At 62.4% G+C, this 25,365-nt stretch carries 22 protein-coding genes and 1 pseudogene; 9 read left to right on the top strand and 14 right to left on the bottom strand.

Annotated elements, in window-relative coordinates:
* Nucleotides 1-63: 63 nt before the first annotated feature.
* The 5 genes from prpF to H620_RS0116855 all read right to left on the bottom strand — a co-directional run bounded on the left by prpF (nucleotide 64) and on the right by H620_RS0116855 (nucleotide 6,836).
* The gene (gene prpF / locus H620_RS0116875) at nucleotides 64-1,254 is read right to left on the bottom strand and encodes a 2-methylaconitate cis-trans isomerase PrpF (protein ID WP_027907726.1); all 1,191 of its coding nucleotides are present in this window, start codon (nucleotides 1,252-1,254) and stop codon (nucleotides 64-66) included.
* 75 nt (nucleotides 1,255-1,329) lie between these two features.
* Nucleotides 1,330-3,918 (bottom strand): Fe/S-dependent 2-methylisocitrate dehydratase AcnD, encoded by a 2,589-nt coding sequence (gene acnD, locus H620_RS0116870; protein ID WP_027907725.1) that lies wholly within the window; start codon nucleotides 3,916-3,918, stop codon nucleotides 1,330-1,332.
* Between the two features lie 85 nt (nucleotides 3,919-4,003).
* Nucleotides 4,004-5,131: a bifunctional 2-methylcitrate synthase/citrate synthase gene (prpC, locus tag H620_RS0116865; protein WP_023379683.1), complete on the bottom strand. Its 1,128-nt coding sequence runs from the start codon at nucleotides 5,129-5,131 to the stop codon at nucleotides 4,004-4,006.
* 101 nt (nucleotides 5,132-5,232) lie between these two features.
* The gene (gene prpB / locus H620_RS0116860) at nucleotides 5,233-6,123 is read right to left on the bottom strand and encodes a methylisocitrate lyase (protein WP_023379682.1); all 891 of its coding nucleotides are present in this window, start codon (nucleotides 6,121-6,123) and stop codon (nucleotides 5,233-5,235) included.
* Nucleotides 6,120-6,836 (bottom strand): GntR family transcriptional regulator, encoded by a 717-nt coding sequence (locus H620_RS0116855; RefSeq protein WP_023379680.1) that lies wholly within the window; start codon nucleotides 6,834-6,836, stop codon nucleotides 6,120-6,122. Before H620_RS0116855 ends, prpB begins: the two co-directional genes overlap by 4 nt.
* 293 nt (nucleotides 6,837-7,129) lie before the next feature.
* Between H620_RS0116855 and rloA the strand changes: the two genes are divergently transcribed.
* From rloA to H620_RS0116830, 5 genes are all read left to right on the top strand, one after another.
* Nucleotides 7,130-7,666, top strand: a complete 537-nt coding sequence (gene rloA / locus H620_RS0116850) for a retropepsin-like aspartic peptidase RloA (protein ID WP_027907724.1) — start codon at nucleotides 7,130-7,132, stop codon at nucleotides 7,664-7,666.
* A gap of 5 nt (nucleotides 7,667-7,671) precedes the next feature.
* Nucleotides 7,672-9,207: an osmotic stress tolerance membrane protein RloB gene (gene rloB, locus H620_RS0116845; protein WP_023379676.1), complete on the top strand. Its 1,536-nt coding sequence runs from the start codon at nucleotides 7,672-7,674 to the stop codon at nucleotides 9,205-9,207.
* On the top strand, nucleotides 9,207-10,187 hold the full coding sequence (locus tag H620_RS0116840) for an alpha-L-glutamate ligase-like protein (RefSeq protein WP_027907723.1): 981 nt from the start codon (nucleotides 9,207-9,209) through the stop codon (nucleotides 10,185-10,187). The genes rloB and H620_RS0116840 overlap by 1 nt, the downstream gene beginning before the upstream one ends.
* 184 nt (nucleotides 10,188-10,371) lie before the next feature.
* Nucleotides 10,372-11,715, top strand: a complete 1,344-nt coding sequence (gene pabB, locus H620_RS0116835) for an aminodeoxychorismate synthase component I (protein WP_023379673.1) — start codon at nucleotides 10,372-10,374, stop codon at nucleotides 11,713-11,715.
* Between the two features lie 131 nt (nucleotides 11,716-11,846).
* Nucleotides 11,847-12,581 carry a phosphoadenylyl-sulfate reductase gene (locus tag H620_RS0116830; protein ID WP_023379671.1) on the top strand — a complete coding sequence of 245 codons (735 nt, stop codon included), beginning with the start codon at nucleotides 11,847-11,849 and terminating at the stop codon, nucleotides 12,579-12,581.
* 54 nt (nucleotides 12,582-12,635) lie between these two features.
* On the opposite strand, the gene cysB is transcribed toward H620_RS0116830, so the two are convergent.
* The 3 genes from cysB to H620_RS0116815 form a co-directional block, all read right to left on the bottom strand.
* Nucleotides 12,636-13,610, bottom strand: a complete 975-nt coding sequence (gene cysB / locus H620_RS0116825) for an HTH-type transcriptional regulator CysB (RefSeq protein WP_023379669.1) — start codon at nucleotides 13,608-13,610, stop codon at nucleotides 12,636-12,638.
* 129 nt (nucleotides 13,611-13,739) lie between these two features.
* Nucleotides 13,740-14,237 (bottom strand): universal stress protein, encoded by a 498-nt coding sequence (locus tag H620_RS0116820; protein ID WP_023379668.1) that lies wholly within the window; start codon nucleotides 14,235-14,237, stop codon nucleotides 13,740-13,742.
* Between the two features lie 104 nt (nucleotides 14,238-14,341).
* Nucleotides 14,342-15,289: a putative 2-dehydropantoate 2-reductase gene (locus tag H620_RS0116815; protein ID WP_023379666.1), complete on the bottom strand. Its 948-nt coding sequence runs from the start codon at nucleotides 15,287-15,289 to the stop codon at nucleotides 14,342-14,344.
* A gap of 236 nt (nucleotides 15,290-15,525) precedes the next feature.
* Between H620_RS0116815 and H620_RS0116810 the strand changes: the two genes are divergently transcribed.
* Nucleotides 15,526-16,602 (top strand): 3-deoxy-7-phosphoheptulonate synthase, encoded by a 1,077-nt coding sequence (locus H620_RS0116810; protein WP_023379664.1) that lies wholly within the window; start codon nucleotides 15,526-15,528, stop codon nucleotides 16,600-16,602.
* Nucleotides 16,603-16,666: 64 nt separating this feature from the next.
* Here the strand turns inward: H620_RS0116810 and H620_RS0116805 are convergent, their stop codons facing one another.
* Nucleotides 16,667-16,948 carry a GNAT family N-acetyltransferase gene (locus H620_RS0116805; protein ID WP_023379662.1) on the bottom strand — a complete coding sequence of 94 codons (282 nt, stop codon included), beginning with the start codon at nucleotides 16,946-16,948 and terminating at the stop codon, nucleotides 16,667-16,669.
* A 506-nt stretch (nucleotides 16,949-17,454) separates the two neighbouring features.
* Here H620_RS0116805 and oprI point away from each other — a divergent pair.
* Nucleotides 17,455-17,706 (top strand): outer membrane lipoprotei OprI, encoded by a 252-nt coding sequence (oprI, locus tag H620_RS0116800; protein ID WP_003259780.1) that lies wholly within the window; start codon nucleotides 17,455-17,457, stop codon nucleotides 17,704-17,706.
* Nucleotides 17,707-17,843: 137 nt separating this feature from the next.
* Here oprI and H620_RS0116795 read toward each other — a convergent pair whose 3' ends face one another.
* The 3 genes from H620_RS0116795 to H620_RS0116785 all read right to left on the bottom strand — a co-directional run bounded on the left by H620_RS0116795 (nucleotide 17,844) and on the right by H620_RS0116785 (nucleotide 19,873).
* Nucleotides 17,844-18,821 (bottom strand): L,D-transpeptidase family protein, encoded by a 978-nt coding sequence (locus tag H620_RS0116795; RefSeq protein WP_023379660.1) that lies wholly within the window; start codon nucleotides 18,819-18,821, stop codon nucleotides 17,844-17,846.
* Nucleotides 18,822-18,927: 106 nt separating this feature from the next.
* Nucleotides 18,928-19,209, bottom strand: a complete 282-nt coding sequence (locus tag H620_RS0116790) for a hypothetical protein (RefSeq protein WP_023379658.1) — start codon at nucleotides 19,207-19,209, stop codon at nucleotides 18,928-18,930.
* 58 nt (nucleotides 19,210-19,267) lie between these two features.
* Nucleotides 19,268-19,873: an arylesterase gene (locus H620_RS0116785; protein WP_023379656.1), complete on the bottom strand. Its 606-nt coding sequence runs from the start codon at nucleotides 19,871-19,873 to the stop codon at nucleotides 19,268-19,270.
* A gap of 10 nt (nucleotides 19,874-19,883) precedes the next feature.
* On the opposite strand from H620_RS0116785, the gene H620_RS0116780 reads away from it, so the two are divergent.
* Complete coding sequence (locus tag H620_RS0116780) at nucleotides 19,884-20,567, top strand: ABC transporter ATP-binding protein (protein WP_023379655.1); 684 nt, start codon at nucleotides 19,884-19,886, stop codon at nucleotides 20,565-20,567.
* Nucleotides 20,567-23,074, top strand: coding sequence for an ABC transporter permease (locus H620_RS0116775; RefSeq protein WP_027907722.1), 2,508 nt, complete (start codon nucleotides 20,567-20,569; stop codon nucleotides 23,072-23,074). Before H620_RS0116780 ends, H620_RS0116775 begins: the two co-directional genes overlap by 1 nt.
* A 50-nt stretch (nucleotides 23,075-23,124) precedes the next feature.
* On the opposite strand, the pseudogene greB reads toward H620_RS0116775, so the two are convergent.
* Nucleotides 23,125-23,460, bottom strand: a pseudogene (greB, locus tag H620_RS25850) (transcription elongation factor GreB); the annotation flags it as partial.
* 259 nt (nucleotides 23,461-23,719) lie between these two features.
* Nucleotides 23,720-25,084 (bottom strand): hypothetical protein, encoded by a 1,365-nt coding sequence (locus H620_RS0116765; RefSeq protein WP_155950793.1) that lies wholly within the window; start codon nucleotides 25,082-25,084, stop codon nucleotides 23,720-23,722.
* Nucleotides 25,085-25,365: the final 281 nt, after the last annotated feature.

Genomic DNA, 25,365 nt, shown 5'->3' with positions numbered 1-25,365 from the left:
GCTCCTGTGAATTCGGGGCCGCAGGGCGGCCCTACTCATTCAAAGCCAAGCGCCAGTGGTGCGTCAGAAACTATCGCCAGGCACCCTCACCCAGCCTTCCATCAGCACGCGAGCACTACGGCTCATGATTGCCTTGGTCACCGTCCACTCGCCGCCCACCTGTCGCGCCTCGGCCCCGACGCGCAATGTGCCCGAGGGATGACCGAAGCGCACGGCACTGCGTTCGCCCCCGCCTGCGGCGAGGTTGACCAAGGTGCCCGGAATGGCGGCAGCGGTGCCGATTGCCACGGCTGCAGTACCCATCATCGCATGGTGCAGCTTGCCCATCGACAACGCACGCACCAGCAGGTCGACATCGCCGGCCGCAACCGTCTTGCCACTGGACGCAGTGTAGGTGGTTGGTGGCGCGACGAAGGCGACTTTCGGCGTGTGCTGACGCCCGGCAGCCTGATCGACGTTGTCGATCAACCCCATGCGCACTGCGCCATGGGCGCGAATGGTCTCGAAGCGCAGCAAGGCCTGCGGGTCACCGTTGATGGCATCCTGCAGTTCGGTGCCGGTATAACCGATATCGGCCGCGTTGACGAAAATGGTCGGGATACCGGCATTGATCAGCGTCGCCTTGAAGGTACCGACACCCGGCACCTCCAGGTCGTCCACCAGGTTGCCAGTGGGGAACATCGCACCACCGTCGCCATCCTCGTCAGCTGCCGGATCGAGGAACTCCAGCTGCACCTCGGCCGCCGGGAAGGTTACGCCATCCAACTCGAAATCACCGGCTTCCTGCACTTCACCTTCGGTGATCGGTACATGGGCGATGATGGTCTTGCCGATATTCGCCTGCCAGATACGCACGGTGGCGATGCCGTTGCGCGGGATGCGCGCTGGGTCGACCAGGCCGCTGCTGATGGCGAACGCACCAACGGCCGCGGACAGGTTGCCGCAGTTGCCGCTCCAGTCAACGAAGGCCTTGTCGATCGACACCTGGCCGAACAGGTAATCGACATCGTGCTCCGGCTTGATGCTGGGCGAAAGAATGACGGTCTTGCTGGTGCTGGAGGTCGCGCCCCCCATGCCGTCGATCTGCTTGCCGTAAGGATCGGGGCTGCCAATGACCCGCAGCAACAATGCGTCGCGGGCCGGGCCGGGAATCTGGGCTTGCTCGGGCAGATCTTGCAGGCGGAAGAACACGCCTTTGCTGGTGCCACCACGGATGTAGGTGGCGGGGATCTTCACTTGCGGTACATGGGCCATGTTCAATTCCTGTCTCGCACAGCCCTTGTGGGCGCGGGGCTTGCCCGCGCCCACAAGGGACCGCGCTGCTCCTGATTAGGCGGTCGCTTCGAGGAAGTCCTGGGCAAAGCGCTGCAGCACCCCGCCGGCCTCGTAGATCGATACCTCCTCGGCGGTATCCAAGCGGCAAGTCACCGGCACCTCGACGCGCTCGCCATTCTTGCGCGTCACCACCAGCGTCAGGGTTGCACGCGGCTTGCGCTCGCCCAGCACGTCATAGGTCTCACTGCCGTCCAGCGCCAGGGTCTTGCGATCGGTGCCTGCCTTGAATTCAAGCGGCAACACGCCCATGCCCACCAGGTTGGTCCGGTGAATGCGCTCGAAACCTTCGGCGACAATGGCCTCGACACCCGCCAGGCGTACGCCCTTGGCCGCCCAGTCGCGAGATGAACCTTGGCCATAGTCGGCCCCGGCAACGATGATCAGCGGCTGTTTACGCTCCATGTAGGTCTCGATCGCCTCCCACATCCGGGTGACCTTGCCTTCCGGCTCGATGCGCGCCAGCGATCCCTGCCTGACACTGCCGTCTTCCTTGCGCACCATCTCGTTGAACAGCTTGGGGTTGGCAAAGGTGGCACGTTGCGCGGTGAGGTGGTCGCCACGATGGGTGGCGTAGGAGTTGAAGTCCTCCTCCGGCAGGCCCATCTTCGCCAGGTACTCGCCCGCCGCGCTGTCGAGCAGGATGGCGTTGGAGGGCGAAAGATGGTCGGTGGTAATGTTGTCCGGCAGCACCGCCAGTGGGCGCATGCCACGCAAGGTGCGCTCACCCGCCAGGGCGCCTTCCCAGTAGGGTGGACGACGAATGTAGGTACTCATCGGGCGCCATTCATACAGCGGTGCCACCTTCGGCCCACGGTCTTCCTCGATGGCGAACATCGGAATGTAGACCTTGCGGAACTGCTCCGGCTTGACCGCCGCACGCACCACCGCGTCGATCTCTTCATCGCTCGGCCAGATGTCCTTGAGGCGAATCTCCTTGCCGTCGACCACACCCAGCACATCTTTCTCGATGTCGAAGCGGATGGTGCCGGCGATGGCATAGGCCACCACCAAAGGCGGCGAGGCCAGGAAAGCCTGCTTGGCGTAGGGGTGGATCCGCCCGTCAAAGTTACGGTTGCCCGACAGCACGGCGGTGGCGTACAGGTCGCGGTCGATGATCTCTTGCTGGATCACAGGGTCCAGCGCGCCGGACATGCCGTTGCAGGTGGTGCAGGCAAAGGCGACGATACCAAAGCCCAGTTGTTCCAGCTCCTTCTCCAGACCCGCTTCTTCCAGGTACAGCTGAACAGCTTTGGAGCCCGGGGCAAGCGACGACTTGACCCAGGGTTTACGCATCAGGCCGAGTTTGTTGGCGTTGCGCGCCAAGAGGCCTGCGGCGATCACGTTGCGCGGGTTGCTGGTGTTGGTGCAACTGGTGATGGCGGCAATGATCACCGCGCCGTCCGGCATCTGGCCCGGGACTTCCTCCCAGGCTCCGGCGATACCCTTGGCCGCCAGGTCGCTGGTGGCCACGCGGGCATGCGGGTTGGACGGCCCTGCCATGTTGCGCACGACACTCGACAGATCGAAGCGCAGCACGCGCTCGTACTCGGCCTTGGCCAGTGCGTCGGCCCACAGGCCGGTCGCCTTGGCATAGGTCTCCACCAGCTTGACCTGCTGTTCTTCGCGACCGGTCAGTTTGAGGTAGTCGATGGTCTGCTGGTCGATGGCGAACATCGCGGCAGTAGCGCCGTACTCCGGGGCCATGTTGGAGATGGTGGCACGGTCGCCCAGGGTCAGGGCGCGGGCACCTTCACCGTAGAACTCGAGGTAAGCACCCACCACCTTCTGCTTGCGCAAGAATTCGGTCAAGGCCAGGACCAGGTCGGTGGCGGTGATGTTCGGCGCCAACTTGCCGCTCAGCTCGACACCGACGATCTCCGGCAGGCGCATCCAGGAGGCGCGGCCAAGCATGACGTTCTCGGCCTCAAGGCCACCCACACCGATGGCGATCACACCCAGGGCATCGACATGAGGTGTGTGGCTGTCGGTACCGACACAGGTGTCCGGGTAGGCCACGCCACGGTCGCTGTGGATGACCGGCGACATCTTCTCCAGGTTGATCTGGTGCATGATGCCGTTGCCCGGCTGGATCACATCGACGTTCTTGAACGCCTTCTTGGTCCAGTTGATGAAGTGGAAGCGGTCTTCGTTGCGGCGGTCTTCGATGGCGCGGTTCTTCTCGAACGCCTGCGGGTCGAAACCACCGCGCTCGACGGCCAGGGAGTGGTCGACGATCAACTGCACCGGCACTACCGGGTTGACCTGTGCCGGATCACCGCCTTTGTCGGCGATGGCATCGCGCAACCCGGCCAGGTCGACCAACGCGGTCTGGCCGAGGATGTCGTGGCACACGACACGGGCCGGGAACCAGGGAAAGTCGAGGTCGCGCTTGCGCTCGATCAACTGCCCCAGCGAAGCGTCGAGGGTGGCCGGGTCGCAGCGGCGCACCAGGTTTTCGGCGAGAACGCGGGATGTGTAAGGCAGGCCATCGTAGGCGCCGGGCTTGATCGCCTCGACCGCCGCGCGGGCATCGAAGTAGTCCAGGTCGGTGCCTGGCAGGTGCTTGCGAAATGCAGTGTTCATATGGTTATCAGGCTCGGTCACGGTGTTCGGGGCAGGTGCGGCGTGGACCTCCAGAGGCGCAGTGCGCCCCCGGCGTCTTCCACGATCAGCGCTGGTCGATCGGCACGAACTGGCGCTGCTCGACGCCGACATACTCGGCGCTCGGACGGATGATGCGGTTGTTGGCACGCTGCTCGAAGACATGCGCCGCCCAGCCAGTCAGGCGCGAGCAGACGAAAATCGGGGTGAACAGCTTGGTCGGGATACCCATGAAGTGATACGCCGAGGCATGGTAGAAGTCGGCGTTGGGGAACAGGCGCTTCTGCTCCCACATGGTCTTGTCGATGGCCTCGGAAACCGGGTACAGCACTGTGTCGCCCACCTCGTCGGCCAACTGCTTCGACCAGCCCTTGATCACCTCGTTGCGTGGATCGGACTCTTTGTAGATGGCATGGCCGAAGCCCATGATCTTGTCTTTGCGCTCGAGCATGGCGAGCAGCTCGGTCACGGCTTCCTGCGGGCTCTGGAAGCGCTCGATCAGCTCCATCGCCGCCTCGTTGGCGCCGCCATGCAGCGGGCCGCGCAACGAACCGATGGCCGCGGTGATGCACGAATACAGGTCCGACAGGGTCGAGGCACAAACTCGAGCGGTGAACGTCGAGGCATTGAACTCGTGCTCGGCGTAGAGAATCAGCGAGACGTTCATGACCTTGACGTGCAGCTCGCTTGGCTTCTTGCCGTGTAGCAGGTGCAGGAAGTGACCGCCCAAGGTGTCTTCGTCGCTGGTGCAGTCGATACGCACACCGTGATGGGTGAAGCGGTACCAGTAGCACATGATCGCGGGGAACACCGCCAACAGGCGGTCGGTCTTCTCGCGCTGGGCCTCGAAGGTCAGTTCGGGCTCCAGGGTGCCGAGCACCGAGCAACCGGTGCGCATCACGTCCATGGGGTGGGCATCACGCGGGATGCGCTCCAGGACTTCCTTCAGCGCTTGCGGCAGTTCGCGCAGGCCCTTGAGCTTGCGCTTGTAGTCGGCCAGTTCAGCCTTGCTCGGCAGCTCGCCGTACAGCAGCAGGTAGGCGACTTCCTCGAACTCGGCGCCGGCGGCCAGGTCACGGACGTCGTAACCGCGGTAGGTCAGCCCGGCACCGGCCTGGCCAACTGTCGACAATGCAGTCTGGCCGGCTACCTGGCCACGCAGGCCTGCGCCACTGAGTACTTTTGCTTCGGCCATGGTTTTTCTCCTTTCTTGAAATTGTTATTGAAGCGGTCTGGCTAATTTCTCAGGTCACTCTGCTGCCCCGTCGCGCCTACCGGTTCGGCGCGGGCACAGGCTTAACCTTTCTTCTGGGCGAACAATGCATCGAGGCTCTGCTCGAAGGCGTGGTAACCAATGGCATCGTAGAGCTCCATGCGGGTTTGCATGGTGTCGATCACGTTCTTCTGGGTCCCGTCACGGCGCAACGCGGTGTAAACGTTCTCGGCGGCCTTGTTCATGGCACGGAACGCCGACAGCGGGTACAGCACCAGCGACACGTCGACCGAGGCCAGCTCTTCGGTGGTGTAAAGCGGCGTGGCGCCGAATTCGGTGATGTTGGCCAGAATCGGCGCCTTCACTCGATCGGCGAAGGTCTTGTACATCGACAGCTCGGTGATGGCTTCCGGGAAAATCATGTCGGCGCCCGCCTCGATGCAGGCTTCGGCGCGCTCCAGCGCAGCGTTCAGGCCTTCAACAGCCAGGGCGTCGGTACGCGCCATGATCACGAAGCTGTCATCGGTGCGGGCGTCCACCGCAGCCTTGATGCGGTCGACCATCTCCTGCTGGCTGACAATCTCTTTGTTCGGACGGTGCCCGCAACGCTTGGCGCCCACTTGGTCTTCGATATGAATGGCCGCGGCGCCGAACTTGATCATCGAGCGCACGGTACGCGCCACGTTGAAGGCTGAAGCGCCAAAGCCGGTGTCGACATCCACCAGCAGCGGCAGGTCGCAGACGTCGGTGATACGCCGCACATCGGTCAACACGTCATCCAGCCCGGTGATGCCCAGGTCCGGCAGGCCCAGAGAACCTGCAGCAACACCGCCACCAGACAGGTAGATGGCCTTGAAACCGGCACGCTTGGCCAGCAGGGCATGGTTGGCGTTGATGGTCCCGACCACCTGCAGCGGATGTTCGGCGGCAACGGCGTCGCGAAAACGCTGACCGGGGGTGCTCTTCACAGTCATGACTCACCTCGTGGGCTGTTGTTGTTGGCGTCCAGGTAGTGACGCTCGATGTTGCGTTTGGACGCGCCGATGTGACGGCGCATCAGGAGTTCGGCCAGTTCGCCGTCTCGGTCGGCGATGGCGTCGAGAATGCGGTGGTGCTCGGCGAAGGCCTGGCGCGGCCGGTTGGGCGTAGCGGAAAACTGGATGCGGTACATGCGCACCAGTTGGTACAGCTCGCCGCACAGCATCTTCACCAGGGTCTGGTTGCCGCTGCCCTGGATGATCCGGTAATGGAAGTCGTAGTCGCCTTCCTGCTGGTAATAGCCCTGCCCCGCCTGAAACGCGGCGTCACGCTCGTGGGTGTCGAGCACCCGACGCAGCTCTTCGATGTCGGCCCGGCTCATGCGCTCGGCGGCCAGGCGACAGGCCATGCCTTCCAGGGATTCGCGAATTTCGTAAAGCTCGATCAGTTCGGCATGACTGAGCGAAACCACCCGCGCCCCCACGTGCGGCACACGCACCAGCAGGCGCTGGCCTTCCAGACGGTGGATGGCCTCGCGCAGCGGACCGCGGCTGATGCCATAGGTACGCGCCAGTTCAGGCTCGGAGATCTTGCTGCCAGGGGCGATCTCGCCCTTGACGATCGCGGCCTGGATACGGCGGAAGACGTTCTCGGACAAGGTTTCCGTTTCGTCGCTCACTGCCGGGCTGTCGATGGAAAGGTCCAGCATATTGTTGACACCTTGCTAGTCACTTCGCCAGAAACTAGCGAATCAGGCGCAAGCAGTCAAAGACAAAATGAATATTGTCGACAATCGTCTAAGAACGAACTTACCCAAGCCCAGCGCTGTCTGATTGCGACGCGCTGGCGTCAAGACATCGTCGTGATAGAATGCCGCGCCTCCAACGGAGTATGGATTGCGTGTCTGTCATCCATTCATGTTGTTGACAGATGAACGAGGAAGCTTGCGCCGTAGTTGCCAGTCGCCTTACACCGAACCCTGCACAGCACCGCGCCAGGATTATGAGACTTACACCCGTTTTATTGCTGTCATGCCTCACCCTGTTGCCGGCCCTTGGCCAGGCGGCAGGCAAGACCGTGTATGGTCTGAACGAATACGCCCGCCTGGGCGACCTCGACCTGGAAGTGGCCGCCAAGCTCGACACCGGCGCCAAGACCGCATCCTTGAGCGCGCGCGACATCAAGCGCTTCAAGCGAAATGGCGAAAGCTGGGTGCGTTTCTACCTGGCCATCGATGCCGCCCACTCGCACCCGATCGAGCGCCCCCTGGCCCGCGTCAGCAAGATCAAGCGACGTGCCGGCGACTATGATGCAGACTCCGGCAAGGCCTACACGGCCCGCCCGGTCATCGAACTCGAAATCTGCATGGGCCAGACCCTTCGCACCATCGAAGTCAACCTCACCGACCGCAGCGCCTTCCAGTTCCCGCTGCTGATCGGCTCCGAGGCGCTCAAGCACTTCGACGCACTGGTCGACCCAAGCCTTAAATACGCGGCCGGCAAACCTGCCTGTGCCACCGAAGCTCCTAAAGCAGAGTAATCCCGATGCGCTCTCTTACCCTCCATTTGAAAGTCCTGATCACCGTGCTGGTGCTGCTGGGCGTGGCGGTCACGGCTTATCAGATCTTCTTCCTCGGCATACCGGTGACCGAGGACGAAACCGATGACCTCTGGAACATCGACGCCAAGGTCGAGTTCGTGGCCAGCGCCAAGGACCCGGTCAAGGTCCAGATGTTCGTGCCGCCGCTGAACCGCGACTACGTCAGCCTCAATGAAAGCTTCATTTCCAACAACTATGGGGTGAGCGTCAACCGGGCCGATGGCAACCGCAAGGTCACCTGGTCGGCCCGCCGCGCCAGTGGCAACCAGACGCTCTACTACCGCCTGGTGCTGACCAAGCGCTATAGCAAAGAGAAGACCACGGTAAAAGGCCCTACCTTCCGTGACAGCCTGGCCGTCGAGGGCCCCGAGAAGATCGCCGCCGAAGCCCTGATGGCGCCGATCCGCCAGCACTCGGCCGACGTCGAGACCTTCGTCAGCGAGACCATCAAACGGGTCAACAACCTCAACGACGACAACGTCAAGTTGCTGCTTGCCGGCGACACCTCGGCGATGAAGAAAGCCCAGGTCATCGACCTGCTGCTGTCGATCGCCCACGTGCCGATCGAAAAGGTCCACACCATCCGCCTGGTCGCCGATACCCCGCAAACTCCTGAGTTGTGGCTGCGCAGCTTCAACGGCACCGACTGGCTGTACTTCAATCCGGACACCGGTGAGCAGGGCCTGCCCAGCGACCGTCTGCTGTGGTGGACCGGCGATGACAACCTGATCACCGTCGATGGCGGCAAGAAAGCCAACGTCACCTTCAGCATGAACAACAGCGAGATGAACGCCATCCGCCTGGCCAAGCTGACCGACGAGAACACCGACGCCGACTTTCTCGAATACTCGCTCTACGGCCTGCCGCTGCAGACCCAGCAGACCTTCATGATCATGGTGATGATTCCGATCGGCGTGCTGGTGATCCTGGTGCTGCGCAACCTGATCGGCATCCAGACCCTGGGCACCTTCACCCCAGTGCTGATCGCCCTGGCCTTCCGGGAGACCCAGCTGGGCTTCGGTATCATCCTGTTCACGGTGATTACCGCCCTGGGCCTGTCGCTGCGCTCGTACCTCGAACACCTCAAGCTGCAGATGCTGCCGCGCCTGTCGGTGGTACTGACCTTCGTGGTGGTGCTGATTGCCGCCATCAGCCTGTTCAGCCACAAGCTGGGCCTGGAACGCGGCCTGTCGGTCGCCCTGTTCCCGATGGTGATCCTGACCATGACCATCGAGCGCCTGTCGATCACTTGGGAAGAGCGTGGCGGCGGCCATGCCATGAAAGTCGCCATCGGCACTCTGTTCGCGGCCTCGCTCGCGCACCTGCTGATGACCGTGCCTGAGTTGGTGTACTTCGTCTTCACCTTCCCGGCGGTACTGCTGATCCTGGTGGGCTTCATGCTGGCGATGGGTCGCTACCGCGGCTACCGCCTGACCGAGCTCGTGCGCTTCAAGGCTTTCCTGAAGAAGGCTGACGCCTGATGCTCGGCCTGATCAAGACCTGGAAAGCCCTGGAGGCCCGGGGCATCATGGGTATCAACCGGCGCAACGCGGACTACGTGTTGAAGTACAACAAGCGCCACCTGTACCCGATCGTCGACGACAAGATCATCACCAAGGAACGTGCCTTGGCCGCCGGCATCCATGTGCCGGAAATGTACGGCATCATCGAAACCGAAAAAGAAATCGAGAAGCTCGACCAGATCATCGGCGAGCGCAACGATTTCGTCATCAAGCCGGCGCAAGGCGCCGGCGGTGACGGCATCCTGGTGATTGCCGACCGTTTCGAGGACAACTACCGCACGGTCTCGGGCAAGATCATCAGCCATGAGGAAATCGAACACCAGATTTCCAGCATCCTGACCGGCCTGTACTCGCTAGGTGGCCACCGCGACCGCGCGCTGATCGAGTACCGGGTGACCCCGGACCAGATCTTCAAAAGCATCAGCTACGAAGGCGTGCCGGACATTCGCATCATCGTGTTGATGGGCTACCCGGTGATGGCCATGCTGCGCTTGCCGACCCGCCAGTCCGGCGGCAAGGCCAACCTGCACCAGGGCGCCATCGGTGTAGGCGTGGACCTGGCCACCGGCATGACCCTGCGCGGCACCTGGCTGAACCGGATCATCAGCAAGCACCCCGATACCACCAACGCGGTAGACGGCGTGCAGTTGCCGAACTGGGACGGTTTCATGAAGCTGGCCGCCAGTTGCTATGAACTGTGCGGCCTGGGCTACATCGGCGTAGACATGGTGCTGGACCAGGACAAGGGGCCGTTGATTCTCGAACTCAACGCCCGCCCTGGCCTGAACATCCAGATCGCCAACGACTGCGGCCTGACCCAGCGCACCCACGCCATCGAGGCGCACCTGGAAGCGCTGGCCAAGAATGGCGAAACCGAAGATGCCGAGCAGCGCGTGCGCGTTGCCCAAGGGCTGTTCGGGCACGTTCATCAGCGTTGACGGCACCAGCCAATCGCCGGCAAGCAGGCTCCCACAGCGCTCCGCGATCGTCGCGGTGCCTGTCGGAACCGGCTTGCCGGCGATGCGGCCGCGACACGCCACACAAATGCCGCACCAACGCTAGGCGCATACCCCACTCAGGTCTACAATCGCCCTCCTCGCTTTGTCATCGCCGTCCATCCTGATGCCGACCTGTACGCTACATCCCCTACCCTATCAGCCCGACCCCGCAGCCTATTTCGCACGTCTGCGACAGGCGCCCGGTGCCATCCTGCTCGATAGCGCCCGCCCCGGTGCCGAACGCGGTCGCTTCGACCTGATCAGTGCCTGGCCCATGCAGCACCTGCAAGCACACCCTGACGAGACGGGACGCGCCTTCCTGCAGCGCCTGCGTGCCGGACTGGCACGACTGGGCCGGGCCGAGTTGCCCGAAGGTGTCGAACTGCCGTTCGCCGGCGGCCTGATCGGTTACCTGAGCTACGACTTTGGCCGTCGCCTGGAGCACCTGCCCGCCAAGGCCCGCGACGACCTGGGCCTACCCGATGCCCAATTGGGCCTGTACGCCTGGGCACTGGTCACCGACCACCAGCTTGGCACCAGCCAACTGGTCCTGCACCCGAGCCTGGCGCCTGGCGAGCGGGACCGGCTGATGGACCTGTTCCAAGCCCCTGCCGGCATCGAGCACCCCGAATTCAAGCTGCTCGCCCCAATGGCCGGCGATCTGACCCCAGTGCAATACAAAGCTGCCTTCGACCAGGTCCAGCAGTACATTCAGGCTGGCGATTGCTATCAGATCAACCTGACCCAACGGTTCCGTGCACCCTGCCAGGGTGATCCATGGCGCGCCTATCAAGCCTTGCGCAAAGCCTGTCCAACGCCTTTCTCCGGTTTCCAGCAACTGGCCGACGGCAGCGCATTGCTCAGCTTCTCTCCGGAGCGCTTCATCCGGGTCAGCCAAGGACTGGTCGAAACGCGGCCAATCAAGGGCACCCGCCCGCGCTCTGCCGACCCGGCCGAAGATTTGCGCAACGCCGAAGAGCTGCGTCACAGCCCCAAGGACCGCTCGGAAAACCTCATGATCGTCGACCTGCTGCGCAATGACCTGGGCCGCACCTGCCAGATCGGCTCGGTAAACGTGCCCGAGCTGTTCAGCCTGGAGAGCTACCCCAACGTCCACCATCTGGTCAGCAGCATCACCGGTCGCCTGGCCGACGACAAAGATGCCCTGGACCTGATTGGCGACAGCTTCCCCGGCGGCTCGATCACCGGCGCACCGAAGATCCGCGCCATGCAGATCATCGACGAACTCGAACCCACCCGCCGCGCCCTGTATTGCGGCTCACTGCTGTATGTGGACGTGCGCGGCGAAATGGACAGCTCCATCGCCATTCGCAGCTTGCTGATCAAGGACGGCCAAGCCTGTTGCTGGGGCGGCGGCGCCGTCGTGGCGGATTCGAACTGGCAGTCGGAGTACGAAGAGTCGATCGCCAAGGTGCGGGTACTGATGCAGACCCTGCAAGGGATGTAATTGTGCGTGCGCTTTCGCCCATCAGCGACGTGACCAGGACGGCTGTCACGCAGGACGTCTGCCCCGCCGTTTTTTGTTACCATCACATCACTACGAGCGCACAGCGCCACAGCCAAGATGGAAACCGCCTGATGAGCCAACCCTTCGACGTCGCCGCCCTGGCCGCGACCTATGCCAACAAGTCCCCCCAGGACATCCTTAAGCTTGCCTTCGAACACTTTGGCGACGACTTGTGGATCTCCTTCAGCGGCGCCGAGGACGTGGTCCTGGTCGACATGGCCTGGAAGCTGAACAAGCAGGTCAAGGTGTTCAGCCTCGACACCGGCCGCTTGCACCCGGAAACCTATCGCTTCATCGACCAGGTACGTGAACAGTACAACCTGCCGATCGAGATTCTCAGCCCAGACCGCGCCAAACTGGATCCGTTCGTCAAGGAAAAAGGTCTGTTCAGCTTCTACAAGGACGGCCATGGCGAGTGCTGCGGCATCCGCAAGATCGAACCGCTGCGACGCAAGCTGACCACAGTGAGCGCCTGGGCCACCGGCCAGCGTCGCGACCAGAGCCCCGGCACCCGCAGCCAGGTGGCGGTAGTGGAAATCGACACGGCGTTCTCCACCCCCGAGCGCACCTTGTACAAGTTCAACCCGCTGGCACAGATGACCAGCGAGGAAGTCTGGGGCTACATCCGCATGCTGGAGCTGCCCTACAACAGCCTGCATGAGCGCGGCTTCATCAGCATCGGTTGCGAACCCTGCACCCGTCCAGTGCTGCCGAACCAGCACGAACGCGAAGGTCGCTGGTGGTGGGAAGAGTCGACCCAGAAGGAATGCGGGCTGCACGCTGGCAACCTGATCAGCAAGGCCTGAACCACAGGCAAAGAAAAACCGGCCCTTGAGCCGGTTTTTCATTGCCTGTCGCTATCAGTGCACGGGCAGCTCGACGCCGTCGAACAGCTCTTCGAGTTCCTGCTTGTTATGGCATTGAATGGCCTTGGCCATTACCTCGCGGGTCAGGTGTGGGGCGAACTTTTCGATAAAGTCGCACATGAAGCCACGCAGGAAGGTGCCACGACGGAAGCCAATCTTGGTGATGCTGGCCTCGAACAACTCGCTGGCATCCAGAGCCACCAGGTCACTGTCGAGCTTGCTGTCCACAGCCATCTTGGCCACGATACCCACGCCCAGCCCCAATCGTACATAGGTCTTGATCACGTCGGCATCAGCGGCGGTGAACACCACCTTCGGCGTCAAGCCACGGTGATTGAACGCTTCGTCCAGCTTGGAGCGGCCGGTGAAACCAAATACGTAGGTGACGATCGGATACTCGGCAACGGCTTCCAGGGTCAGCTTCGGTAACTTGGCCAGCGGGTGGCCCTGCGGCACCACCACGCAACGGTTCCACTTGTAGCACGGCATCATGATCAGGTCGCCGAACAGCTCCAGGGCTTCGGTGGCGATGGCGAAGTCGACGGTGCCGTCGGCGGCCATCTCGGCAATCTGCATGGGCGAGCCCTGGTGCATGTGCAGGGAAACTTCCGGATACTGCTTGATGAAGCTGCTGATCACTGGCGGCAGCGCATAGCGTGCCTGAGTGTGAGTGGTAGCGATGGACAGCGTACCCTTCTTCTCGTTGGAGAATTCCTGGGCGATCTGCTTGATGCTCTCAACCTTGCGCAGGATTTCGCCTGCAGTGTTGATGATGCGCTCACCTGCGGGCGTAACGCGGGTCAGGTGCTTGCCGCTGCGGGCGAAGACTTCGACACCCAGCTCATCCTCGAGCAGGCGGATCTGCTTGCTGATCCCGGGCTGGGAGGTATACAGACTCTGTGCCGTCGCAGAGACGTTGAGGTCATGGTGCGCCACTTCCCAGATGTAGCGCAGTTGTTGAAGCTTCATAGGTTTCCCTCGGATCAGCGGTAAGTCACCGGCAGCAGGCAGCGACGAGATATAACTATATTAGTGGTTCTCGAAATAAATCTAGAACTATTTTGTTACACGCCTCAGGAAAGATTCCTACCGTCACGGTCACGATTTCCTACGCCCCAAATGCTGAGCCAGCGGCACCATGTACACCGGCACCGGCGACAACTGCAGCAAGCGAACCGCCGTGCGCCCGAGGGGCACATCGACACCTGCCCCCTGGCTGTGGCTACCGAAAATCAGCAGGTCGACCGCCAGGCGCTGCGCCTGGTCGAGTATCACTTGGGCCGGATCACCTTGGCGCACCCTGACGTTTTTGATCACCGCCAGGTCCGCCGCCTCCCCCAGTTCCTCGCGAAAATTCTCCAGCACCCGCTGCTCGATGTTGGCCATGACCGTATTGACGCCCTCGCTGTGCAGCTCATCCAGGGTCTGCTCGTCGAGGTAGCTTTGCAGAAGCGACTCGGCGAACTGCCCCATCGGCTCCACTGCATGGATCACGTACAGCTCCGCGTTGAAAGTTCGCGCCAGGGCCAGGGCATGCTGCATGACGAATGGCGCGTAAACACCGAGGTCGGTGGCATACAACATGGAACGAATCATTCGACCTCCTCGACTGCCGCTAAGGCAGAGCAAGCTACAGCTTAGCAGCGCCGGGCAGCCTCGCTTCGCCGCCCGGCGCACCGGGGCTGCACGCCTGGGCAGGCTCAGGTGCGGCGACTGTCGCGGTCGATGAATGCCAGGGCCTTATAGAGCATTTCCATGTTCGGCAGGCGGCAGCCGGCGGCATGCGCCTGGGCCAGCGGTTCGGCGTAGATGGCTTGCAGCTCCAGCGGGCGGTGCTGGGCAAAGTCGTGATACATGCTGGGCCAGTAATCAGGCATCTGCTCGGTCATGCGAAACAGCTGTTCAGCGTAACCTTCAGGCAAGGCATGCCCGCACGCTTTTGCGCCCAGGACGACTTCCGCCATCAGCGCCTGAATCAATGCCCGGCTGTCGGCGTCGGCCATCAGTGGCGTAGTGCTGGCCCGCAACAGCACCGACAGGCCGTTGTAGGGCACGTTCCACACCAGCTTCTGCCAACGCGCCTGGTCAAGGTTGCTCATGGCCTTGGAGTCGATTCCCGCTGTACGGAACAATCCGGCGCCCTCTTCGACGATCGCCTCGCCGCCGTCCGTGGCCGGCCCGCTGTGATAGCCCAGGTGGACCGCCCCCAGGGCTTGATGTCGGATCAGCCCCGGTGCCTGTCGGTTGACGCAGATGAAACACAAGCCACCCAGCAGGTGCAGGTCGTCGCGCAGAGCCGGGCGCAGCTGCGTTTCAACCCCAAGGCCATTCTGCAGCAACACCACGCGGGCGCCCGGCGCAGCTGCCTGCATGATCAGCGGTGCCAGCTCGAGATTGCTGGTTGCCTTGGCTCCCACCAGCAGCCAATCGCACTGCGGCATGTGCGCGACGTCAGCATAGGCCTGAACCTCCATCCGCACCTCACCGTGTACCGCACTGTCGAGCCTCAACCCCTGCTGACGCACCACGTCGTATTCACTGCGCAACAAGAAGTGCACATCGAAGCCGGCGCGCAGCAGCATCAGCCCATAAAAGCCACCGATGGCGCCACTGCCGATGATGCCGATACGCGGTTTGCGAGAATGCATAGGGGGACTCCAGGTAAAGGACGGTGAGCATTTTTACACCGGTTTGTCGATGCGAAGCACCTGATTCACCATCAGGCGCCCAGGGCTTTGGGGAAAAACCCCGCAACGACGGGACTCAGCCCATTGTCGCGCCCCCCTTAACGCGCTAAGGTTCGGCTCCCCGCTGCGAATTTTCTTGCTGCTGGGCCGCACGGGGATTGCTGGCGGCCGGCACCCGTGACCTGACGAGTAACACGATGGCTGATTTACCGATCGATGACTTAAACGTTGCCTCCAACGAGACCTTGATCACCCCTGATCAGCTCAAGAAGGAAATCCCCCTCAGCGCCAAGGCCCTGCAGACCGTTACTGCCGGCCGCGAAGTGGTGCGCAATATCCTCGACGGCAAGGACCACCGCCTGTTCGTCGTGGTAGGCCCCTGCTCGATCCATGACATCAAGGCGGCTCATGAATATGCCGAGCGCCTGAAGGTCCTGGCCGAAGAGGTTTCCGACACGCTGTACCTGGTCATGCGCGTGTACTTCGAGAAGCCACGCACCACCGTCGGCTGGAAAGGCCTGATCAACGACCCGTACCTGGATGACTCGTTCAAGATCCAGGATGGCCTGCACATTGGTCGTCAGTTGCTGCTGGACCTGGCCGAAATGGGCCTGCCGACCGCCACCGAGGCGCTCGACCCGATTTCCCCGCAGTACCTGCAGGATCTGATCAGCTGGTCGGCCATCGGCGCCCGCACCACTGAGTCCCAGACCCACCGCGAAATGGCCTCGGGCCTCTCTTCGGCAGTGGGCTTCAAGAATGGCACCGATGGCGGCCTGACCGTGGCCATCAACGCCTTGCAGTCGGTCTCCAAGCCTCACCGCTTCCTCGGCATCAACCAGGAAGGTGGCGTATCCATCGTCACCACCAAGGGCAACCCTTACGGCCACGTGGTACTGCGCGGCGGCAACGGCAAGCCGAACTATGATTCGGTCAGCGTCGCCTTGTGCGAACAGGACCTGGCCAAGGCCAAGATCAAGGCCAACATCATGGTCGACTGCAGCCATGCCAACTCCAACAAGGACCCGGCCCTGCAGCCTCTGGTGATGGAAAACGTCGCCAACCAGATCCTCGAAGGCAACCAGTCGATCATCGGCCTGATGGTCGAGAGCCACCTGAACTGGGGCTGCCAGTCGATCCCGAAAGACCTGAGCGAATTGCAGTACGGCGTCTCGATCACCGATGCCTGCATCGACTGGAGTGCCACCGAGAAGACCCTGCGCAGCATGCGCGCCAAACTCAAGGATGTGCTGCCGCAGCGCAAACGCGGTTAAGCCACGCCCAATGAAAACGCCGGGCATCGCCCGGCGTTTTCGTATCTGGCGTCCAGCGCCGGTATCAGACTTTGCTCGAATGGCGCTGCTGGCGTTCCATGTAGCGCTCGACGTAAGAGCACGATGGGATCACCGTGTAACCCATCTGATCGGCGTACTCCAGGGCCTTCTCGGTCAGCGCTGCGGCAATACCGCGGCCGCGCAAGGCGTTCGGCACGAAGGTGCGATAAATGTCCAGCGTCTGCTTGCCCAGGTCCATGTACGTCAGATAGGCACGGTGACCGTCCACATTGGTCTCGAACTGATGACCGGCCTGGTCATGGTGGATAGTCAGCGCTTCACTCATCACTACTCCTCACAGGCCTTTATGGCAGGCCCTTACCTTAACCGATGATGGTTTATCCGGCGGAGGAACCTCTACGCCACCATTTGCCCCTTGGACCTCGAGGCGATTGCAATCGTTCGGTCGGCTGGGCACTCACAAATAGTAGGCGCCGCAGGCAGGATTGCTCAAGGTGGGAGCGATTAAAAAGCTCGGAACTCCACGGCGAACCACCCACCCTGGACTCCGGAACAGCAGCCGGATGCTCTTGGGCTTAAGACGTCAACCGACAGTTAAAGTCACCGTTAGTTCAACAAAAAAGTTCCCACGCTACAAACGCTTGCGTCACCTGTACGGTTTTTTCACAAATCCCCTACAAATCTTGTCGGCTACCCCTTCGCCAACATTTTTTTTGCAGTTCTTGCGCTTAGTCAGTTTACTTACTACAAGTAATGGGTACTATGTACGCCGGCCAGTTTCTCTTTTCCGAGAGATGGCTATTTAATAGAAAGTCCTTGAAGGGGAACACGATGAACAACGTTCTGAAATTCTCTGCTCTGGCTCTGGCCGCAGTTCTGGCTACCGGTTGCAGCAGCGTATCCAAAGAAACCGAAGCTCGTCTGACTGCGACTGAAGACGCAGCAGCTCGCGCTCAAGCTCGTGCTGACGAAGCCTACCGTAAGGCTGACGACGCACTGGCAGCCGCTCAGAAGGCTCAGCAGACCGCTGACGAAGCCAACGAGCGCGCTCTGCGTATGCTGGACAAAGCCAGCCGCAAGTAATAATCCTCACGGATTGTTGAGAAGCCGACCCACTTGTGGGTCGGCTTTTTTATTGCCTGTCGTTTTTACCTGCCTGTCTGCGGCAGAAACGAAAAGGCCTGCACTAAGGCAGGCCCTAAAGGCATCGCGAAACGGCTTTACTGCAGTTCAGCCGGGATGCTCGACACCATCGGTGCCGCACCCTGGTTGTTGACCGGCACTGCAATTTCAACCGGCATGCCATCTTCCGCGGCGACTACGTCACGCACCATGTCCCAGTTCATGCGCAGGTTGTTGGCCAGGTCTTCACGCTTGAGCAACGCGTTGATGACCGCGGTGTGCTTGTCGACCACCGATGGGTTGCCATGATCGTCCAACGGCGTGTGAGCCTCCAGATAGACCTTGCCACCACTGATACCGAACTTGTAAGGCTCGTTGATGATACGAACCGGCGTACCCACCGGCACCATCTTCGACAACTCCAACACGTTGTTGTTGAGCATGCGGAAGCAACCATGGCTGGTACGCATGCCAATACCGAACTTTTTGTTCGAACCGTGGATCAGGTAACCCGGCACGCCCAGGGTGAACTTGAACGGGCCCAGCGGATTGTCGGGTCCTGCTGGCACCACCGCAGGCAGGATGTCGCCATCGGCAGCGTGCTCGGCACGGATCGAAGCAGGTGGTGTCCAGGTCGGGTTGGGCGTCTTGGCGGTGATCTTGGTGTTGGCGATCGGCGACCCCCAACCTTCCCGGCCGATACCCAGTGGGAAGGTGTGCACGACGTTTTGCCCTTTCGGGAAGTAGTACATGCGGTATTCGGCAAGGTTGATGACGATCCCTTCACGCGGGCCTGGCGGCAGCACATAACGGGTCGGCAGGATGATTTCGGTACCGGCGCCCGGCAGCCACGGGTCGACACCCGGGTTGGCGGCGATCATTTCAAGGTAGCCAAGGTCGTTGGCCGTGCCGATGTCGGCAAAGGTGTCCTCGTACTTGGCCTTGATGACCTGCACTTGACCGACGACGTCTTCACCGGGTGGCGGCAAGGGCAGCTCCAGCGCGACGGCGGGCCCAGCTACCAGCAGGGCGACCAGGGACAGGCTACGGGTGACGGCGGGAAAGCGCGGCAACATCCGGTAAATCCTTCGAAAGATGGGTCAAGACAGTCGATTGTACACCCGCCCTGTTGGGAACGGGAGGCATTGACGAGCTGCATGCGTTTCAGATGATAAAAGGTGCTCAGAGTTCCGGCCACACGGGGCGCATCCCCCGCCGCTGGGCCTCGAGAATTGCCCGGCACAACGTGCACAGACGGTTGTCGCGATAGATCGAGCGCTGCACACCCGACCAGCGTGGTTGCGCCGGCAGCAAACCGCCACACAGTGTGCGATCCACGGGCACCCCCAGCTCGAGCTGACGGGCCACCAGATGAACGCGGATTTCCTGGCACGCGAACAGGTCGAGCTGTTCGTCGGGCTCGATCAGTTGGTAGGCATACAAGGACCAGGCAGGACGCGGCATTGGGGGCTCTCGAAACGGGGGGCGCAACATTAGCCGAAAGCCGGCCCCGTTAAAAGCGTCACAGCAAGGGTTTTATCGCCGGCCAGGCATTTTCCAGCAAGCGTGTCTGGGCGCCCTGGGCCGGGTGGATGCCATCCGCCTGCATCATCTCCGGTACACCCCCCACACCTTCGAGGAAAAACGGCACCAGCGACACCTTCTTTTGCGCTGCCAATTGCTCGTATACCTGAGTGAAGGCCGTGGTATAGCGCACCCCGTAGTTGGGCGGTAACCGCATGCCCAGCAGGACGACCTTGGCGCCCGCGTCATGGGACTGGTCGATCATCGAGGCAAGATTTTGTTGCAATTGCTGCGGAGGCTGACCACGCAGCCCGTCGTTACCGCCCAACTCCAGTACCACCAGGGTCGGCTTATGCGCTGCAAGCAGCGCCGGCAGCCGCGCCTGGCCTCCGGCACTGGTATCGCCACTGATCGACGCGTTGACCACCTGATCGTTGAAACCCTCGCGTTTCAGGCGTTGCTGCAACAGGGAAACCCAACCTTGGCGGCTATCCAGCCCAAAACCGGCGCTGATACTATCGCCAACAACCAGCAGTGTTCCCGCTGCCGCGCTCTGGGCCAGGCAAAACAGCGCCAGACCGGCACTCAACCACCACACTCGCATTGGATTCTCCATGGGCCCCAGCATTCTCGTTGCGCAGAACCTTAGCAAAGTGGTCCCAAGCGCGGAAGGTGACCTGACCATCCTCCATGCCCTCTCCCTTGATCTCGCCCAGGGCGACAGCCTGGCCATCGTCGGTGCATCGGGCTCGGGCAAGTCGACCCTGCTCGGCCTGCTCGCCGGGCTGGACCGCCCCAGCGCCGGCAAGGTCATCCTCGCAGGCCAGGACCTGGGGCCACTGGACGAGGACCAGCGCGCACGGGTGCGTGCCGAGCATGTCGGCTTCGTGTTCCAGTCGTTCCAGTTGCTCGACAGCCTCAACGCCCTGGAAAACGTGATGCTGCCGCTGGAGCTCGACGGTCGTCGCGATGCCCGCGAACAAGCCCGCACCTTGCTCGAACGCGTCGGCCTGGGCAAGCGCCTGAGCCACACGCCTCGCCAACTGTCCGGTGGCGAGCAGCAACGGGTAGCCATCGCCCGGGCATTTGCCGCGCATCCGGCGGTACTGTTCGCCGATGAGCCGACCGGCAATCTGGACAGCCATACCGGCGAGCGCATCAGCGATCTTCTGTTCGAGCTTAACAAGGAACGCGGCACCACCCTGGTGCTGGTCACCCATGACGAGCGCCTGGCCCAGCGCTGCCGCCGCCAGATCCGCCTGGACGCTGGCCGCCTGGTGGCCGCTGCGGAGGTCTGATGACCCACATGCCCTTTTCCCGCCTGTGCGGCTTGGCCGTGCGCCAACTGCTGCGCGACGCCCGCGCCAGTGAAGTGCGCGTGCTGTTCTTCGCCCTGCTGGTCGCCGTGGCCGCCAGCACGGCCATTGGCTACTTCGGTGCCCGCCTCAACGGCGCCATGCTGTTGCGCGCCAGCGAGTTCCTGGGCGCAGACCTGGTGTTGCAGGGTAGCTCGCCCGCCCGCCAGGACCAGATAGACGCCGGGCGATCTCTGGGACTGAGCCATGCGCAGGTGGTCGAGTTCACCAGTGTGGTGGGCGGTGACGCCGGCATTCAGTTGTCCAGCATCAAGGCCACCGATAGCGCCTATCCGCTTCGAGGGCAGGTGCGCAGTGCCGCTGCGCCTTATGCGCAAGAAGCGCCTGGTGGCGGCCCTGCCCCCGGTGAAGCCTGGGTCGAGCCGCGTCTGCTGGCGGCACTTGGGCTGTCGATTGGGGACAGTATCGACGTGGGTATGAAACCCTTGCGCATGAGCCGCGTACTCACCTACGAGCCGGACCGCGCCAACAACTTCTACAGCCTGACACCCCGGGTGATGATGAACCTCGCGGACCTGCCCGCCACCGGGGTCATCCAACCCGGCAGCCGGGTGACCTACCGCGACCTGTGGCGCGGCGAAGGCCCGGCCCTGGCGCAGTATCGCCAGACCCTCGAAGGCGGGCTGGCGGCTAACCAGCGACTGCGCGATACCCGCGACGGCAACCAGCAGATCGGCGGCGCCCTGGGCAAGGCCGAACGTTACCTGAACATGGCCAGCCTGGTGGCGGTGCTGCTGGCTGGCGTGGCGGTGGCCTTGTCGGCCAGCCGTTACGCGGCACGACGCCTGGACGCCAGCGCGCTGCTGCGCTGCCTGGGGCTTTCCCGCCGGCAGGCCCTGGGACTGTATTGCGTGCAACTGGCCCTGCTCGGCCTTGCCGCAGCCCTGGCTGGCGCCCTGCTCGGCTGGCTGGCGCAGCTAGGCCTGTTCCGCCTGCTCGAAGGTCTGTTACCGAGCGTTGTACCACCCGGTGGATTGACGCCAGCGCTAGCGGGAATCGGCACCGGCTTGGTGGCCCTGGCCGGCTTCGCCCTGCCCCCGATCGCCGCTCTCGGCCAAGTGCCACCTTTGCGGGTGTTGCGTCGTGACCTGCTGCCCGTGCCACCGAGCAGCTGGCTGGTCTACGGGGCGGCCTTGCTCGCACTGGGTCTGATCATGTGGCGCCTGAGCCTCGACCTGCTGCTGACGTTCGCCCTGCTGGGCGGTGGCCTGCTTGCCGCACTGGTGCTCGGCGGTTTGCTCTTGCTGGGCTTGCGCAGCCTCAGGCGGCTGCTGGCCGGTGCCCCCCTGACCTGGCGCCTGGGGCTGGGCCAACTGCTGCGCCACCCCATGGCCGCCGCCGGCCAGGCCCTGGCGTTCGGCCTGATTCTGCTGGCCATGGCTTTGGTCGCACTGTTGCGCGCCGAACTGCTCGACACCTGGCAAGCGCAATTGCCCAAGGACGCGCCCAACCATTTCGCCCTGAATATCCTGCCGGACGATCGCGAACCGTTCGCCGAACGTCTGCGTCAGGTCAACGCCAGCACAGCGCCGCTCTACCCGGTCACGCCGGGGCGGCTGATCCGGATCAACGACCAACCCGTGCAGCAGGTCGTCAGCAAGGACTCGGCGGGCGAGCGCGCGGTACAACGCGACCTTAGCCTGACCTGGGCCGCCGAACTGCCCGAGGGCAATACGCTGACCGCCGGCAACTGGTGGCAGGTTCCGCCGCCCGTCGACCAGATTCCTGGTGTTTCCGTCGAAGCCGAACTGGCCAGCAGCCTCAAGCTGCACATGGGCGACCTGTTGACCTTCGACATCGGCGGCCAGCAGCGCCAGGCCCGGGTCACTAGCCTGCGCAGCGTGCACTGGGACAGCTTCCAGCCGAACTTCTACATGATCTTTCAGCCTGGCACGTTGCAAGGGCTACCGACCACCTACCTGACCAGCTTCTACCTGGGGCCTGGCCACGACCTTGAAGTAGTGGCACTGTCACGGGCATTTCCGGCGGTGACCATTCTCCAGGTCGATGCCTTGCTTGAGCAGCTACGCAGTATCCTTGCCCAAGTCACCCTGGCAGTCGAATACGTCCTGTCGTTCGTGCTGGCGGCGGGCCTGGCAGTGCTGTTCGCCGGGCTGCAGGCGACCCTGGACGAGCGCATCCGCCAGGGTGCATTGCTCCGTGCACTGGGTGCGCCGCGACCGCTGCTGGTCAAGGCCCGGCGCATCGAGTTCGGCTTGCTGGGCGCTGTCAGTGGCACGCTCGCGGCGTTGGGGTGCGAGCTGATCACGCTGGTGCTGTATCGCTATGCCTTCGACTTGCAATGGAGCCCGCACCCCTGGCTGCTGGTGCTACCGCTGGCCGGCGCGCTGCTGGTGGGTGGCGCGGGCGTGTTGGGCACGCGACGGGCATTGAACGCCAGCCCGCTGGCCGTCCTCAGAGAAAGTTGAAACCCCGGATGCCCACGGCAAGGTCCGCTGCTGGCCATAGCGGACCCACGTCAGGGGGTGGAATAGGTAATCTTGGTGATGTACCAGACAGCTTCGCCAGCCGGCGTCGCGACGACCACCTCGTCGCCCTCGGACTTCTTCAGCAGTGCCCTGGCCATCGGCGAGTCGATGGAGATGTAATCCTTGCGATCATAGATTTCATCGTAGCCGACGATACGGAATGCCTTGGTGTCGCCCTCGACGTCCTCCACTTCGACCCAGGCCCCGAAGAATACCCGCCCTTCCTGCTCTGGCGAGTAATCCACCACCTTTACATCTTCAAGGCGCTTGCGCAGGTAGCGTACGCGGCGGTCGATTTCCCGAAGCAGCTTCTTGTTGTACTGGTATTATCACCCCACCCCAAGCCCTACTATTTCTAGCAACCCGCCCCTCAGTCACCCCAAGCCCCGGCACCACAACGGCTACAGAGGGCCAAGCACCTTCGACTGGATCAATCGCAGGCGCGGTAAGCGCCCACCCAAAGCCCCCCAATAGCAGCAGCGGACTCATCGGGGAAACCCTTAGAGAGGCACACGCCCTTGAAGGTGTGCTGAGGCCAGGACGCGATTGACACCAGTCTAGTGCAGCCCAAATCAGACTCAATGCTCAGCCAACCCCGAAAAGCCGACTGAGCCGAAGGTGCGGGTAATGACCAGCAGGATTGTCGAACACATACGTGCGACTGAGCTCCCCCTCAGAAATAAGTCCCTCCCCCTGGCCTTCAAGCACTGCCAATCCCCCTGCACACCTCCAACCATCATCCGCAGCCTCAACCCGCTCCAAGATCGGCGCACTGACATAAACGACTGAAGCAAGGTGCGGGCTATCACGAAGCAGCTTGGTAGCCCTCTGCGCCAACTCACCGGACTCTTGGCGTGAAACCTCTTCGAGCGAAGCCCCGGAGTGACGCTCAACCCCGACAACCAAACACCCCGGGCGCGTACCAGTCATCTGCTTACGAACAGCCCGCTTTGCAACACTGCCGAGCCCGACCTCGAAATTGCTCGGGAGCGCGGTCTGAAAATCAATCGAAAGGTAGCACTCATCTCCAACCCCCTTGATGAAGCGAAAACCGTTCCCCGCTCCGATCAGATGATCGGCGAGCGCGTAGGCCTCCCCCCTCGCAAGCCCCTCACCCTTGACTACCACCTCCCTAAGATCAGAGAGAACTACTCGCACCAGGCAAACGCCTGGCACCTCAAATGCCTCCTCTCCAGATCTCGCTTTGCCAACTGCACTCGCCACAGCCTCGACGACCGCCCCTCGCGCCGCCCCTTTGGGCAGCTTGTCTGTAAAGACAGCCGAGATGCCAAAAAAATGGCGCTCCACTTGGAGCAAACGCGGCTCAATGAGCTGGAGGATGGGGCCGACCAGAAGGTGGAATTCTTCCTCTGTCAGCGGCTCTCCCCGGTCAGCAGAAATACTCTTGCACTCGACCTCCACCCAAACATCACCCGGCTCCTCCGAAGCATCACCTGATTCCTCCGAAGCACCACCAGGAAGCTTGGCGAGCAAGTCGAAGGTACCAACCCCCACGTCTTCTTCCATCCACTGAATTTCGCAACCCTGCCGACTCAGGTGCGTTGCCACCATGAGCTCCAAGCGAAGCCCACGCATACCATCTGGATCCTTGATGGCATGCCGCACCCGACCCAAAAGCTTTCCCCGACTTTCCGCGCCGCCACCAGATGAGTGTTGCCGACAGAGCAACAAGACCTGCGACGCAAAAATCAGCGCACCCTTGATGGCACCCCACGACTCTGAGGTTGGCGGCTGCAGCCCGTGACAATCAAACTCCCTCAGCCCGTAGGCAATGATGTTCCGGCTCCAGAGAAACGAACGCATCAGGGGCGCCTCGCCAAGCTGATGCTCCAAGCTCGACACCCATTTCACCCACGGCCTATCGGGGAGCAAGGCCACCAGGGACTCGTAGATTGCCGGGAAATCATCATCCTTCAACTCAGAAATCACTCGCACCACACTCCTTGCGATCACCATCCCGACCACACGGTCGCCACACCTTGAGTCTGCGTCCTTCTATATAAAGGCGCCAGAGGCGGAACAGGTGCGCTCCCTCACAACGGATGCCAACACCCGGCCGCCCCCAGATCTGCTTGCCAAGCAGCGACAGATGGAAGAAGTCAAGGAATCGATCAAGTAGAGAGACAGAGAGACAGGGTCAGGCAGGCAGGCAGGCAGGCAGGCAGGCAGGCAGGCAGGCAGGCAGGCAGGCAGGCAGGCAGGCAGGCAGG

The organism is Pseudomonas taiwanensis DSM 21245 (genome assembly GCF_000425785.1).
In the GTDB taxonomy this organism is placed as follows: domain Bacteria; phylum Pseudomonadota; class Gammaproteobacteria; order Pseudomonadales; family Pseudomonadaceae; genus Aquipseudomonas; species Aquipseudomonas taiwanensis.
The sequence above is the reverse complement of the archived record's forward strand: the minus strand, read 5'-3'. Positions and strand labels throughout refer to the sequence as shown.